This window comes from Vibrio sp. 2-2(8) (assembly GCF_963888495.1).
GTDB lineage: Bacteria > Pseudomonadota > Gammaproteobacteria > Enterobacterales > Vibrionaceae > Vibrio > Vibrio anguillarum.
In genome coordinates this window covers 225368-239598 of record NZ_CAWPJM010000011.1, presented here as the reverse complement: position 1 = coordinate 239598, position 14231 = coordinate 225368, and the positions used below count along the sequence as shown (strand labels likewise).

General features: G+C 44.0%; 11 protein-coding genes and 2 tRNA genes. 6 read left to right on the top strand and 7 right to left on the bottom strand.

What is annotated here, in order from left to right:
- Window positions 1-34 precede the first annotated feature (34 nt).
- Window positions 35-619 (bottom strand): superoxide dismutase [Fe], encoded by a 585-nt coding sequence (gene sodB, locus AACV12_RS03830; protein WP_010318866.1) that lies wholly within the window; start codon window positions 617-619, stop codon window positions 35-37.
- Window positions 620-861: 242 nt separating this feature from the next.
- Here sodB and AACV12_RS03825 point away from each other — a divergent pair, with 242 nt between their 5' ends.
- Window positions 862-1194 (top strand): Grx4 family monothiol glutaredoxin, encoded by a 333-nt coding sequence (locus tag AACV12_RS03825; RefSeq protein WP_010318865.1) that lies wholly within the window; start codon window positions 862-864, stop codon window positions 1192-1194.
- An 84-nt stretch (window positions 1195-1278) separates the two neighbouring features.
- On the top strand, window positions 1279-3231 hold the full coding sequence (locus AACV12_RS03820; protein ID WP_170899958.1) for a DNA topoisomerase III: 1953 nt from the start codon (window positions 1279-1281) through the stop codon (window positions 3229-3231).
- A 74-nt stretch (window positions 3232-3305) separates the two neighbouring features.
- Here AACV12_RS03820 and AACV12_RS03815 read toward each other — a convergent pair whose 3' ends face one another.
- Both AACV12_RS03815 and AACV12_RS03810 read right to left on the bottom strand, forming a co-directional pair.
- The gene (locus AACV12_RS03815) at window positions 3306-3533 is read right to left on the bottom strand and encodes a hypothetical protein (RefSeq protein WP_026028272.1); all 228 of its coding nucleotides are present in this window, start codon (window positions 3531-3533) and stop codon (window positions 3306-3308) included.
- 225 nt (window positions 3534-3758) lie between these two features.
- A tRNA-Ser gene (locus tag AACV12_RS03810) sits at window positions 3759-3849 on the bottom strand.
- A gap of 568 nt (window positions 3850-4417) precedes the next feature.
- On the opposite strand from AACV12_RS03810, the gene AACV12_RS03805 reads away from it, so the two are divergent.
- Together AACV12_RS03805 and AACV12_RS03800 are read left to right on the top strand one after the other, a co-directional pair.
- The gene (locus AACV12_RS03805; RefSeq protein WP_094146882.1) at window positions 4418-5308 is read left to right on the top strand and encodes a formate dehydrogenase accessory sulfurtransferase FdhD; all 891 of its coding nucleotides are present in this window, start codon (window positions 4418-4420) and stop codon (window positions 5306-5308) included.
- Between the two features lie 10 nt (window positions 5309-5318).
- Window positions 5319-7628 carry an FdhF/YdeP family oxidoreductase gene (locus AACV12_RS03800; RefSeq protein ID WP_170899957.1) on the top strand — a complete coding sequence of 770 codons (2310 nt, stop codon included), beginning with the start codon at window positions 5319-5321 and terminating at the stop codon, window positions 7626-7628.
- Window positions 7629-7682: 54 nt separating this feature from the next.
- Here AACV12_RS03800 and AACV12_RS03795 read toward each other — a convergent pair.
- The 3 genes from AACV12_RS03795 to AACV12_RS03785 all read right to left on the bottom strand — a co-directional run bounded on the left by AACV12_RS03795 (window position 7683) and on the right by AACV12_RS03785 (window position 9876).
- Window positions 7683-7759, bottom strand: a tRNA-Pro gene (locus AACV12_RS03795).
- Window positions 7760-7821: 62 nt separating this feature from the next.
- Window positions 7822-9627 (bottom strand): DUF3413 domain-containing protein, encoded by a 1806-nt coding sequence (locus AACV12_RS03790; RefSeq protein WP_017049110.1) that lies wholly within the window; start codon window positions 9625-9627, stop codon window positions 7822-7824.
- Window positions 9628-9651: 24 nt separating this feature from the next.
- Window positions 9652-9876, bottom strand: a complete 225-nt coding sequence (locus AACV12_RS03785) for a YejL family protein (RefSeq protein ID WP_013856392.1) — start codon at window positions 9874-9876, stop codon at window positions 9652-9654.
- Window positions 9877-9960: 84 nt separating this feature from the next.
- On the opposite strand from AACV12_RS03785, the gene yejK reads away from it, so the two are divergent.
- Window positions 9961-10962: a nucleoid-associated protein YejK gene (gene yejK / locus AACV12_RS03780; RefSeq protein WP_017042553.1), complete on the top strand. Its 1002-nt coding sequence runs from the start codon at window positions 9961-9963 to the stop codon at window positions 10960-10962.
- A gap of 173 nt (window positions 10963-11135) precedes the next feature.
- The gene (locus tag AACV12_RS03775) at window positions 11136-12332 is read left to right on the top strand and encodes an Hpt domain-containing protein (RefSeq protein WP_170900047.1); all 1197 of its coding nucleotides are present in this window, start codon (window positions 11136-11138) and stop codon (window positions 12330-12332) included.
- Window positions 12333-12441: 109 nt separating this feature from the next.
- On the opposite strand, the gene nhaC is transcribed toward AACV12_RS03775, so the two are convergent.
- On the bottom strand, window positions 12442-13878 hold the full coding sequence (nhaC, locus tag AACV12_RS03770) for a Na+/H+ antiporter NhaC (RefSeq protein WP_170899956.1): 1437 nt from the start codon (window positions 13876-13878) through the stop codon (window positions 12442-12444).
- Window positions 13879-14231: the final 353 nt, after the last annotated feature.

Here is a 14231-nt window from a genome sequence, read left to right as displayed (position 1 = left end):
TCATATGACTAAATACCAATCCAAGGGGAAAAGGTTATTTTGCTAGGTTTTCTGCAACGAATGCCCAGTTAACCAGTGCCCAGAAACCATTCATGTAGTCAGGGCGTAGGTTACGGTAATCGATGTAGTAAGCGTGTTCCCACAGATCAACCGTCAGTAGCGGAGTCACACCTTCGTGAGTCAGTGGTGTGGCTGCATTTGAAGTGTTGATGATCTCTAAAGAGCCATCCGCATTTTTCACCAACCAAGTCCAAGATGAACCAAAGTTATTGATCGCTGAGTCAGTGAATTTTGCTTTAAAAGCTTCAAAAGAACCAAATGCGGCGTTGATTGCGTCTGCAACGGCACCTGTTGGTTCGCCACCTGCATTTGGTGCAAGGCAGTGCCAATAGAAGGTGTGGTTCCAAATTTGAGCGGCGTTATTAAACACGCCACCAGTTGAAGTTTTGATGATCTCTTCGAGAGATTTACCTTCAAATTCAGTGCCAGGAATAAGGCCGTTAAGCTTCACAACGTAAGTGTTGTGGTGCTTACCGTGGTGGAAATCTAGTGTTTCGGCTGAAATGTGTGGTTCTAGAGCGTCTTTAGCGTAAGGCAAAGCTGGTAATTCGAATGACATTGCTCGATTCTCCGTTGTGTAGAAAGAGTGAAAGTCTCTTTCAGTAGCTTCCAGATATTATAATGATATTCGTCGATACGACTGACTTGAAGGTATTTTAGCAAGTTTTTACTTTATTAAAAGTCCTAATGTTGAAAATTGTTGTATAGGCAGGATATCCATAAATAATATGTGCTTTTTATTCTCTATTAATGATTTAGAATGTCAGTAACAAACCGCACTATCCCCATTAAGAGGAAGCAATGGAAACTATTGATAAAATTAAACAGCAACTTGAAGAAAATGCCATTCTGCTATATATGAAAGGCTCTCCTAAGCTACCAAGTTGCGGATTCTCTTCTCAAGCTGCGCAGGCTTTGATGGCTTGTGGTGAGAAATTTGCTTATGTGGATATTCTGCAAAACCCAGATATCCGCGCTGAGCTGCCTGTATACGCACAGTGGCCTACTTTTCCACAATTGTGGATTGAAGGTGAGTTGATTGGCGGTTGTGACATCATTATCGAAATGTTCCAAAAAGGCGAACTGCAACCTTTAGTGAAAGAAGCCGCTGCACGTGCAGGCAATGAAGAGTAATACTGTATAAAATAACAGTTTTTCTTGATTTATTAAGGTCACATTGGTTAATGTGGCCTTATTTTTTTGCGTTGATTTGAGTTTATGACCCGTTTATTCATTGCTGAAAAGCCCAGCTTAGGGCGCGCTATAGCCGATGCTTTGCCGAAACCACACAAGAAAGATCAAGGTTTCATTCGTTGTGCGAATGGCGACATCGTTACTTGGTGTATTGGGCATTTACTCGAGCAAGTTGAGCCGGATGTTTATGATGAACGCTATAAAAAGTGGAATTTACTCGACTTACCTATCATTCCTTCACAGTGGCAGCTTAGACCGCGCAAAACATCGAGCAAACAGTTGACTGTGATTCGTCAGCTTTTGAAAGAAGCATCGCAAATTATCCATGCAGGAGACCCGGATCGCGAAGGGCAACTATTAGTTGATGAAGTGATTGATTATTGCAAAGTAAGCCAAAGTAAAAAAGAGCAAGCATTGCGGCTACTGATCAGCGATTTAAACCTTCCAGCCGTGCAGCGTGCACTGAAACAGATGCGCAGTAACCGCGAATTCATCCCTTTATCGGTTTCAGCGCTCGCGCGTTCAAGAGCCGATTGGTTGTATGGCATGAATATGTCACGGGCTTATACTTTGCTGGGGCAGAAAGCGGGCTATCAAGGTGTCTTGTCGGTTGGACGGGTACAAACTCCTATTCTAGGGCTTGTGGTACGTCGGGATGAGGAGATAGAAAACTTCATCCCGCGAGACTATTTTACATTACATGCGTTAATCCCTTATCAAACTGATCAAGTGGCGTTTGATATCCGTGCGCGCTGGAAACCCAGCGATGCTTGCCAGCCGTGGCAAGATGAAGAAGGGCGAGTCTTAAACCGCAAGTTGGTGGAAAATGTCGCACAGCGCATCGCAGGGCAACCCGCCACAGTGATTGAAGCCGAACAAAAGCAAACTAAGCAAGCCGCGCCGTTACCTTATTCCTTATCTGCACTGCAAATTGATGCAGCGAAGCGCTTTGCAATGAGCGCCCAGCAAGTGTTAGACACTTGCCAATCTCTGTATGAGAAGCATAAATTAATCACCTATCCGCGTTCAGATTGTCGTTACTTACCACAAGAACATTACGCTCAAGCTTCGTCAGTAACTCAAGCTATCGCGTGCAACGCCAAAGAGTTGTTAACGGCGGTCAGTGGCGCAAACTTATCTCTTAAATCCAAAGCATGGAACGATAAGAAAGTGGACGCGCACCATGCCATTATTCCCACGCCAAAGCAGGCATCCGTCAATGCCTTGTCGGGAAATGAGATGAAAATATACCAATTGATTGCGCGCCAATACTTGATGCAATTTTATCCCGCTGCCGTGTACGCGGAAGCCAAGCTGGTGTTTGATATTGCGGGTGGCTTTTTTGTTGCGTCAGGGCGACAACTGGTTGAAACCGGTTGGAAGAGTTTGTTAGGCAAAGTCGATGAAGAAGAGAACGGAGTCGATGCCGTTCCACCACTGAGTAAAGGGATGGTGCTGACGTGTCGAGAAGGGGAGATTCACGATCGAAAAACCGAGCCTCCTCGTCATTTTACTGAAGCGACTTTACTACAAGCGATGACGGGAATTGCTCGCTATGTTGAAGATAAAGAGCTGAAAAAAATCTTACGTGAAACCGATGGTTTGGGTACGGAAGCGACGCGAGCGGGGATCCTTGACACTTTATTCAAGCGGCAACTCTTAACACGTCAAGGTAAGCTGATTCTAAGCTCGCCAGCGGGAAGGGGTTTAATTCATGCGCTGCCAAATGAATCAACTTATCCTGATATGACCGCCCATTGGGAGCATCAATTGCAAGCGATGGCTGAACGTGGGCAAGCGTATCAACCCTTTATGCAAGTGCTGCAAGAGCGCATTATTCAGATCATGGAACAGGCGAAATCGGGCGCAGTGCCAGAGTCGCTTCGCTCATTGCCTAAAGTGGAGCGCCCTGCATTCAAACGAAAGACACGTAAACCCAGCAAAACCACGCGTTATCAACGTAATTCGGCCCAATAAAATGACATCAAAGAATCGGTCGCTAAGCAAGCTGAGGCCTGCGAATTAGGTAAGATATTCACCGACCTGACGAGCTAATTATCACATTTTCGATAAAAAAGGCTGGTATCCCAATCGGTTACATTATCAGTCACTTTGCCGACAAGTGGCAGTAAACGCCACGCCTCGCGCTCTTGAAAAGGGTGGCTTGTTATCACGGCAAAACCAGCAATACAGCATCTTCCACCTTTAGAACGGATAAACTGGGCAATCGAGCTGACCGCTTCTTCACTGTAGGATTCAATCTTATAGAGATGGCTCATACACTTCTCCTCTCTAACCATGCCATTAATTACGACATAACCGTTGAATAATGGAAAGCATATTTGATGCCAGTTTATAAAAAATACACCTTTGGTATGTGATGAATGGAGAGGGTACTTATCTAATGAATGGCAACTGGTGCGTGGAATAAAAAATCAGTATGAGAAAATGATGTTAATCAGATACGAAAAAGCCGCTGTAAAAACAGCGGCTTTTCTTAAAAGTGGCGGAGAGATAGGGATTTGAACCCTAGGATAGCTATTAACCATCGCCGGTTTTCAAGACCGGTGCTTTAAACCACTCAGCCATCTCTCCGTGTGGTGCGCATAATAGCGAGGCAATTTTACTTTGTAAAGTCTTGAGCTGATTGTTTGCTTGTTTTGTATACAATTGACGATGATTTTCCACTAATGGCTTGATTCTTAGTACCTTGTTGGAGAAAAAACGTACATTAATGCGTACTTCGTTATGGCGCCTTTTTTATTTGGTTGCTGGCTTAACGGTGAATTCTTACGATGTTTATACAGAAATAATCGGTTATGTATTAGCAACGGTTTACCAAGAGCCTGATGCTCTCTTGTAGTATCAGGCTACCGGAGTTTCATAAATGGAATGTTATTTCTTTTTTATGCTTTTATGTTCATATAATGCTTGAACCTCTGGGAATGACGGGTAACAAGCTAAAACAGGCAGGGAAATGGAACTAAACCTGAACCATAGCCAAAAGATGGCTTTCTTGACCCTGCGCAAGGTGAGGAGTAATTTGCAGCTTCCTGTGTTTAAGGTACTGCTTCCATTTCCAATCATTAAGTACAGAGTGTTTGCAGGAGTTTATCTTGCACTCACCTATGCTGATGATTGAAATCAGTCAATAAAAAGAACCATGCTAGAAGAAACGACAACCAATGACCCTCATGATGCTCAACCTGAGGGGACTGAACGCATTTATCGCCAACGTTTTGATTCCAAAATAGGGTTTCAAAATGAATACGATATTCTTGCTATTGAAGAGCCTTTACAAATCAGCTTGCAATGGAATGATACGATTACTAACAAGCTGCATATCGAAGAGTGGAGCATGACAATGCGAACGCCCGGTGACGATGCCCATCTCATCGGTGGCTTACTTTACACGCAGCAAGTGATCGATTCATATGACCATATACTCAATATGGAATTGGTTGACGACGAATCACGCCATGGCCAGAATCACTGGTTGGTCACGCTCAATCATCCATACACTGATGTGATTCAGCATCAGGCCCGTCGTTATATGAGCCAGTCGAGCTGTGGCATTTGCGGTATGACATCCATCCGAGCCTTGAGTTTGAGGCGAGAAATTCGTGTTGATGATAGCCCGAAATGGCTCTCTTCTGATGTTGTTATTGCGCTTCCTAATCTGCTTCTTGTTCATCAACCACTGTTTGCAAAAACGGGGGCGGTGCATGGTGCGGGTTACTTCGTGAATGGCGAGTTGATTGCCGTTGCCGAAGATGTGGGCCGCCATAACGCAGTGGATAAGTTGATTGGTCGAATTTTGAGTGAGCAACGTTGGCATCCGCAAGGGGTATTGATTCTTAGCGGCCGAGTGAGTTTTGAGTTAATGCAAAAAGCGGCCATTGCTGGCATTTCAGTGGTGGTGGCTGTTGGTGCGCCATCACGTTTAGCGCTCGATATGGCGCGTCAGTTCGATATGACACTGATTGGTTTTATCAAAAAAAATCAGTTCAATATATACCATGGTCATGCACGTTTGCAGTCAGTGAAAGAGTGAGAAGAAGAATATGAGTATTAAACAATATACCAGTTCGGCTGGTGGTTGGGGAGCGCTAAAAAGCACCGCGCATCATCTATTGAAAAGTCATAATGTTGCCAAAAATATTTCCAATCTTTTAAAAACCAACCAAGACCATGGTTTTGACTGTCCGGGCTGTGCTTGGGGTGAAAAACATGTCCCAGGGCGTTTTCGTTTTTGCGAAAATGGCGCTAAGGCCGTCAACTGGGAAGCCACTTCTCGACGCGTTGGGGCGGATTTCTTTAAGCAATATTCGGTCACTTGGCTCAATAAGCAGAGTGACTATTTTCTCGAATCTCAAGGGCGTTTAGCGGAACCAATGCGCTATAACGCTCAAACGGATCACTATGAGCCAATCAGCTGGGATGAGGCGTTTGCACTGGTTGCACAACACCTCAATCAACTCGCTAGTCCAAATCAGGCGGAATTTTATACATCAGGCCGCGCGAGTAATGAAGCTGCATTTCTATACCAGTTGTTTGCGCGCCGGTTTGGTACCAATAATTTTCCTGATTGCTCAAACATGTGCCATGAAGCGACGAGCGTCGCCTTGGTTCGCTCGATTGGCATTGGTAAGGGAACTGTGACTATTGAGGATTTTGAAGAATCCGATGCGATTCTTTTATTTGGACAAAACCCAGGAACGAATCACCCTCGTATGTTGGAAACACTGGCGTCAGCCTATAAGCGTGGCGCTCGGGTTGTTGCGTTTAATAATTTAAAAGAGCGAGGATTGGAGTGTTTTACTAACCCGCAAAATCCTTTTGAAATGTTAAGCAATGGTTCAACACCGACCACTAGCCATTATTTCACTCCTAAATTAGGCGGAGACATGGCGGCGGTTCGTGGCTTGGTGAAAATTCTTCTTGCTCGTCATCAGCAAGCACAGGCCTGCGGTGAATCGATATTCGATCTTGATTTCATTGCCCAGCATACCGAAGGGATGGAGTCTTATTTAGCCATGGTGCAGGCTACGCCGTGGTCAAGTATTATTGAACAATCTGGGCTCACGCAACAAGAGCTAGAGCTGGTGGCAGATATTTACCAAGGCGCTAAACGCGTGATCGTAACTTGGGCAATGGGGGTGACTCAGCATAAGCATTCGGTGGCAACCATACAAGAGTTGGTCAATCTACAATTACTGTTTGGCCAAATTGGTAAGGATGGTTCTGGGGTATGTCCTGTCCGTGGTCACTCAAATGTGCAAGGTGACCGCACGGTTGGGATTAATGAAAAACCGCCTGCATTTCTACTCGACAATATTGAAAAAGTACTGGGCTTTACGCCACCAAAAGCGCATGGCCATAACGTAGTTAATGCTATTGAGGCGATGCTACGGGGTGAAAGTAGAGTCTTTATCGGTTTAGGAGGAAACCTCGTTGCTGCTGCGCCCGATACCGAGCGTGTCGCACAAGCAATGAAAAACTGTAATTTGACCGTAAACATTGCGACTAAACTGAATCGGAGCCATGTCAACCCGGGCAAGGATGCGTTGATCCTGCCTTGTTTAGGTCGGACAGATATTGATATTCAGGCTCAGGGGCCACAGAAAATTACCGTTGAAGACTCATTCTCCATGGTTCATGCCTCTTCTGGGCGAATTGATGTTACAGGAGAGATGATGCGCTCAGAGCCTGCCATTATCGCAGGAATGGCAAAAGCGACCTTAGGGGAGGGAAATCCAATCGATTGGCAATCCATGGCCGATAATTACGATAACATTCGAGATTTGATTGAAAAGATTATCCCAGGATTTGCCAATTTTAATCAGCGGCTCAAAGGGCCTGGCGGTTTTTATCTTGGTAATTCAGCGCGTGAATTTAATTGGAAAACGCCCACAGGAAAAGCGCAGATAAGCAGTAATGCACTTCCTGAATCTATCGTTCCGCTTAAAACTCAGCAGATGACCAAGAAACCGATTTTTGTGTTGCAGACGATGCGTTCGCACGATCAGTACAACACCACGGTTTACGGTTTGGATGATCGTTACCGAGGTGTATTTGGCGAACGTAATGTCATCTTCATGAATGAAAAAGATATTGAGCAGCTGCAATTAAAAGCGGGTGAACGAGTCGATATTGAGACACTGTGGGATGATGGTATTAAACGTGAAATTTTGGGCTTCAAAGTGGTCGCCTATGTAATTCCTCAAGGGAATGTAGCGGCCTATTTCCCTGAGGCAAATGCACTCATTCCATTGAGCAGTAAAGGCGACTTTAGTGATACCCCGACATCAAAATCTATTGCCGTTGTTATTCACCCAACCAAAGTTGCACCACCGTTAGTTCAAACAGACTAAAAAATCAGATACTAAAGCAAAAAAGAGAGCCGAAGCTCTCTTTTTTTAGGTGTATGGTCGGACTGAGAGGATTTGAACCTCCGACCCCCGACACCCCATGACGGTGCGCTACCAAGCTGCGCTACAGTCCGATTGGCGTAATCTAATCATTTATCCCTTTAGCGTCAAGAGATAATCTTGCTAACGACCTGATTTAATTATCTTTGGCGTAAAATCTCTGCAATTCAGTTAAGCCTTGCATCAGTACTGGTAACGCTGGGCTAGAGTCTTTCTGACGTTGATAGTTTTCATCAAACAGCTTGAAGTTGCCAAATTTATCAATGAGAGTCGTTTGGGTATCGGTAATCAAGGCTAATTCACGGGCATCACCGGCTAAAATCCACTTCCTTTTGTTTTCATCAAACAAGTTTCTACCACTGCTAAATTCAATAGGGTTGGATGAAGCACCTAACAGATCCTGTAAAAGCGTGACTGAAAAATCTAAGTGACTTGAACGGTGTGAGTATTCCCCTGCCATTTTTCCAGGCCAATGGATGATCATCGGCACTTGTAACTGGTATCGGCTGTAATTGCTGTTAGCACCCCAGCTGTTGGTTTTTGTCTCGTTAAACTCCGCGCCATGATTTGAGGTGATCACAATCAGCGTATTGTCTTGCAATTGTAATTCGTCAATCTTAGTGAGCAGCAGGCCTATTTCTTGGTCGGCTGCATTGACCGAGTTATTGTAACCAGCACGCAGGCGATCGCTGGCACTACCTTTACTTGACCGAGGGTCAAAGTCATTAAAGTTGTCAACGGTCGTCAACTCCAAATAGCTGAACCAGGGTTGTTCGGTTTGCTCGGATACCCATTTATGCCAGCGTTGTATAGTTTGGTTATCTGTGCTCGATTCTTGATCAAAAGGAGCTTTAGAGACCGTTAAAGTGCGGAAAATCGTCTCTTCGTATAAGGTGTCGTCAAAATTATCGCCACTAAAGAGGCCAAACTGATAATTCTGTTTTTTCAATACATCTATCAGTATCGGAGGGGTACCTTGTGAACGAATGGCGTTGGCATAACTGCTTGGCAATCCATAAAATAAGCCAAAGATCCCAAACATGTCATTACTCGAGCTGTAATGATTATTAAACTTCAAATTTTCTGTCGCAAATTGGTAAGTGTTGGGCATGATTTCAGCTGTCAGCACATCACTTCTTAAATTATTGACACTCACTAGCAAAATATTGAGATTATTTGCTCTGCGGCCAAATTGAAGAGGCTCAAGAGGATAACGAACAATGTTAAGGTTCTCTTCATTATCCTTCAAACGCTTTAAGTACACATCACGATCAAATAGACCGTGTTTTTCCATGAACGATTTTGCCGTCATTGGATACGAGAGCGGGAAGTTTGATTTTTGGCTGGTCACTGATGTTTCTAAATACGCATCAGACCAAACGTAAATAAGGTGGCTGGTAATAAAACTAATGAAAAATACCGCCGCGATGGGCCGGCCAACGTGTTTATGCGATAGTTTTCGCTGCTTACGCCAAACCCACTCCGAAAGCCCAAGTTGTAAGAGGAAAATGAGCGGCATGACCACAAACAGATGCTGTAAGTCGGCGGTGATAGCGCTGGTCTCATCGCTAAAAAGCAGTTCCCATACAATCGGTGTTAAGTGCAGGTTGATTGCTTGATAAGCTTGGGTATCGATTAATAAGAGTGTGAGTCCTAACGTTGCAAAACAGACCGCCACGAAGCGAAATAGTTTGCGCGACGGAATGATGAATGTCAGAGGGAATAAAACCAGCAGATAGAGTGCAAAGACCAAAAATCCAAAATGGCCGACCCAAGACACAGCTAAATAAAACTGCCCCAACAAGGTTTCAGGCCATGGTGATTGTACGATATATCGAGTACCAATAAGCATTGCTGCAATGATATTGAAGAAAGCAAACCAATGCCCCCAACCAACCAACCGTGATACGCGTTCACCGTATGTATTTTCGCTATCTGCCATGTGATTTTCTATCTATGCATTCTATTAGTGAGTAGTAGTTTCTAAAGACGACATCAATGCCTGAGCAAATTTTTCCGCAATCGCCTTACGCTGTGAAGCGGCAACGTTTTGGTTTAAGACATTCGTTGCAATGTTTCCCGCAATCATGAGAGTAAGCTCAGGGGAAGCACTATGTTTAGCGAGGATGGCAGCAACTTCTGTCAGGATATTTTCAATTCTTTCGTCGCTGTATTTAGATGTAATAGGCATAAAGACTCTAATGATGATAGTAAAAGCGGCTTATGATAACCTACAATGCCTTACAACTGAAACCAGAACGATGATAATTTCACTATGAGTCTTCACCTTTCCAACGTGATTTTGCACCAATTAAGCAAAAACGAGCAAGATGAGTTGGTGGTTAAATACCGCTCTCAATCTTTAGATAATGATACGTCTGCCGAAAATTTAGTGGCTGAGTTGCATCGCGTGTTTAATTCGAAAGCGAGCAAAGGTTTTGGTTCGTTTAAGTCGGACAGTGATTTTCAAACTTGGTTGCAAGAACTTCGTCAAGGTGAGCGTGATTTTTACGATTTTTCACAAATCAGTGCTCAACGGCTGAAAGATGAATTATCAAAGTATCCGTTTGCTGATGAAGGGATCTTAGTGATGGCCGAATATCAGTCACTGGCTACTGATTACCTATTTATTGGGCTTTTACCTCTCAACCAAAGTTTGAAAGTAACAGAGGGGCTCGACATTAGCGCGACAGATTATCTTGATATCAACAAAATGGATATCGCGGCGCGTCTTGACCTCTCAAGTTTTGAAACGGACAAAAACTCAAACCGTTACCTTGCCTATATCAAAGGTCGCGTTGGTCGAAAAGTGTCGGATTTCTTTCTTGATTTTCTGCAAGCCGATGTCGGGTTAGATACCAAAGTGCAAAATCAAGTACTGATGCAAGCGGTACAGGATTTTTGCACGGATTCTAAGCTAGAAAAAGATGAAGCGATCGGTTACAAGAAGCAGGTTTACGATTACTGCAATGAGCAAATTAAAGCCGGTGAAGAGGTTCATATTCGTGAGTTGTCTGGTGAATTACCTGCTAGCCAAGACGGCACGGGTTTTTTCGAATATACGCAGGCACATGGCTATGAACTGGAAGAGAGCTTTCCTGGTGATCGTTCTACCGTGCGTAAACTGACCAAGTTTGTCGGTGCAGGGGGCGGTTTGAATGTGAGCTTTGATAGCTTGTTATTGGGAGAGCGTATTTTTTATGATCCTGAAAGCGACACGTTAACCATCAAAGGCACGCCACCGAATTTAAGAGAACAGTTAACGCGCCAGCGTTAATCGTTTACCACTAAGAGAGCTTGATATGGCTCTCTTTTTTGTCTTTTCTCCCGATGTACAACTCAGCACGGTCCAAACTTTAGGTTTATGCTTGTATTAATTACAAGTACAAATTGGTAATCACAGTGTTTGGGCAAAAGAAATCAAAACGATTCAGCGTGAGATCGTATGGAGTGATTCTGTTTGGTTGGTTAATCTCCGTTGGTCTTGTGTTTTGGCAAAGCCATTTAAGCTACCAAGCCATGCATGCGGTGAAAGAGTTACATTACAGTGTTGAAGAACTTAAAAGTTCACTCTATTTTAAAGAGCCTTATCGTTCGACGCGAGCGAATGATATCGCGCTGAATGTACAGCTACTCTATTCACTTAGGCTACAGCTGGAAGTTGAGCACCGAGATTTTTCATGGCGACCAGATATTCAGCAATTGCTTCATGTGACTGATCGCTATATCACACTGACCAAATCGTATTTGTCGATTGAGCTTAATATTCAACCCTTGGTTGAACGCCTACAAGTGCTGCGCGATAATCCCACTAATTCAGAACAACTCAAGCAAATGTATGTGGTGTTAGGCGCTTATGTATTTGAAGCGATGTTCAGTGACACTGAGCAAAATCCGGGGATCTATCGAGCATTAGATAAACTCTATGTGGATGGGCAATCTTTACCAGCCATTCAGAAAAAAGAGTTAGAGCAGACATTAGCACAAGCGTCTGATTTACTGAATCAATACGCCCAAGGTGCACGTTTGGTCGACAATTTAATCAATCACTCTATTTACAATCAGCTTATCCATGTTGAAAACCAATACCATCGTCTTTTAAACATCTATGCTTATCTTGTCACGGGGTTAAGTGGTGGTGTTATGCTATTGCTGGGTTGGTTGATGTTTCGGTCATCAGTTTTAACTCGTTCTCATGTTAATAAAGTTCCCAGCGCTGCGAAAGAGGATGCGTCATCTGAGATAAATCCCAGTCGTGTTTTGTCTACAGAAGAACCACAGGTGGAAACATCGGATCTTTCTGATGATTTGGCCATCGATATTGAATCCATGCTCATAACTCTCAATGGCGATGTTGAGTCTGTCACTCTACTGTTGAGCGTATTTATACAAGATCATCAGCATGATGCAACTGAATTGAAAAGATTGGTGCATTCTGATTTGGAGGAGGCGCAGCGCCGAGCACACAGCCTGAAAGGCGTCGCGGGCAATCTTGGTTGCCGTTCACTCAAGCAGATAGCGTCAGAAATAGAGTTGCGACTTAGTCAGAAGCAACGACCTACGGAGAAGCAATTGGAGTTATTAACGACGCAATTAGCGGCCGCTATAGCCAGTGCGCAACACTACCTTGATCAAAGAAAACGATAAGCCAGTTCTATCGTGTCAGCTTTAAATGGTGATTCTGCTTGTAGTAAAAAAGAGCTCAGTTGAGCTCTTTTTAATGGTTTTTTAGTTCAATGACCTTTGCAATACTCTGCTAGGCTGACTGTTGGTTGAGAACCGGTGCTTGTTCAGCACTGTCTGCTGGTGCAGTAGGTTCACATTTATCAACAAACCAACCCATGTAAGAGGTCAAAATGGTCACCAAAATACAGACAAAGCTTAGCCACATAAAGGGGGCATATGAGAGCGTTGCAACGCCTAGAATGCTCGCCATGTAGATGCCATTATCGCTCCATGGCACCATACCGGAGGTGAGCGTGCCACCAAATTCAGCGTTACGTGATAGGTTCTTACGCTGATAGCCTAAACGGTCATAGTTCTTGGCACAGATTTTAGGGGTCAGGATGAGTGAAACATACATAGCTGAGCCAAAAACGTTGCCCATAAATGCAGTACCAATGGTACTGGTTGCCAGTGAACCTGCGCTTGTCACGCGGCGCTCAAATAGTTTTGCGATGGTTTCAAGCACACCCACTTTATCTAGCAATCCACCAAACCCGAGACCAAAGACAATCACGGCAACAGAACCAAGCATAGAGGACATGCCGCCTCGGTTTAAGATTGAGTCAATGAAGCCAACGCCAGATTCAATATTGTAAGGTGCCCATGCGGTATTGAAAGCTTGCAAGAAGTCTACGTCTTGGATCATCACAGCCCAAATGATGCCCAGCAAAGAACCAAAGCTAATTACAGGAAACGAAGGCATTCTCATCGCAAGCAAGCCAAGTACAATCAGCACTGGCACAAAAGAGTATGGGGTAATGTAAAACTGCTGTTCCATCGCCTCAATCACGCTTTGTACTTGAGACATGTCTACGTTACCCGCATAGTGGAAACCAAATAAGGTAAACATGATACCCGTGATCACGTAGCTGATAAGCGCTATCGGCAGCATACCTTTAATGTGCTCCATCACTTCAACGTTAGACATCGAAGACGCAAGAATAACGGAATCAGATAATGGCGACATTTTGTCACCAAAGTAACAACCTGAAAGTACTGCGCCAGCGGTGATTGGTGCTGGAACGCCAAGACCTTGACCAATCCCCATCATGGCAATCCCCGCGGTACCAGCTGCACCCCATGAGGTTCCAGTTGCTAAAGCGGTGAGAGAGCAGATGATCATCGTTGCAAGAAGGAAAATAGAAGGATGGATTGCTTGAAGACCGTAGTAAATTATGGTCGGCACGATCCCGCCGGAGATCCAAGTACCAACTAATGCGCCAACAGCTAAAAGTATCAACACGGCACCTAAACCATTAGAAATACCATTCAGTGCTGCTTTTTCTAATTCTTTATATTGGTGACCTAAACGAACACCGAGCACAATAATGATGAACCAGCCAATGTATAAGGCCAGTTGGATAGGGAGATCGAGTTGAGCTGTAAACGAAAACGCGAGTAACAAAAACAAGCCTAGAGCAATAATTACTTGAATTAAGCTAGGTAGGCGTTGAGGGGCTTGCGTCATAAAAGAGCCTCTTGTCAGATTTATGATCTAAGGACAGAACGGTGCCCTTATTGAGTTCGATCGCACTTTACAATAGTTAGCATAATATATCGACATCAAACACCTCGGATGTGATTTATGTCGTTCAAATGGTTAATCTTCGATGTTAAATGTTGATAATAGTTAAATTTAGTGGTTGTAAATGTTTTGTAGTGTGGGCTTTTTGTGTAACAAGAACGTGATTATTTAGCGTTTCGTTGATTATTGAATGCTGAATCATAGTGCGGTTGAGTGATTTTTAGGCTTAAATGTGTTTTTTACAAAACTGGCTACGCAGAAAGAAAAAGTTACCACTTTTACTAAGAAAGTCTTGA

What these genes read in the sequence shown, in the direction of transcription:
- AACV12_RS03790 (WP_017049110.1), bottom strand. Translation starts at nt 9,627, where the DNA reads ATGGCAGATAGCGAAAATACATACGGTGAACGCGTATCACGGTTGGTT.
- yejK (WP_017042553.1), top strand. Translation starts at nt 9,961, where the DNA reads ATGAGTCTTCACCTTTCCAACGTGATTTTGCACCAATTAAGCAAAAAC.
- AACV12_RS03800 (WP_170899957.1), top strand. Translation starts at nt 5,319, where the DNA reads ATGAGTATTAAACAATATACCAGTTCGGCTGGTGGTTGGGGAGCGCTA.
- nhaC (WP_170899956.1), bottom strand. Translation starts at nt 13,878, where the DNA reads ATGACGCAAGCCCCTCAACGCCTACCTAGCTTAATTCAAGTAATTATT.
- sodB (WP_010318866.1), bottom strand. Translation starts at nt 619, where the DNA reads ATGTCATTCGAATTACCAGCTTTGCCTTACGCTAAAGACGCTCTAGAA.
- AACV12_RS03805 (WP_094146882.1), top strand. Translation starts at nt 4,418, where the DNA reads ATGCTAGAAGAAACGACAACCAATGACCCTCATGATGCTCAACCTGAG.
- AACV12_RS03785 (WP_013856392.1), bottom strand. Translation starts at nt 9,876, where the DNA reads ATGCCTATTACATCTAAATACAGCGACGAAAGAATTGAAAATATCCTG.
- AACV12_RS03820 (WP_170899958.1), top strand. Translation starts at nt 1,279, where the DNA reads ATGACCCGTTTATTCATTGCTGAAAAGCCCAGCTTAGGGCGCGCTATA.
- AACV12_RS03815 (WP_026028272.1), bottom strand. Translation starts at nt 3,533, where the DNA reads ATGAGCCATCTCTATAAGATTGAATCCTACAGTGAAGAAGCGGTCAGC.
- AACV12_RS03825 (WP_010318865.1), top strand. Translation starts at nt 862, where the DNA reads ATGGAAACTATTGATAAAATTAAACAGCAACTTGAAGAAAATGCCATT.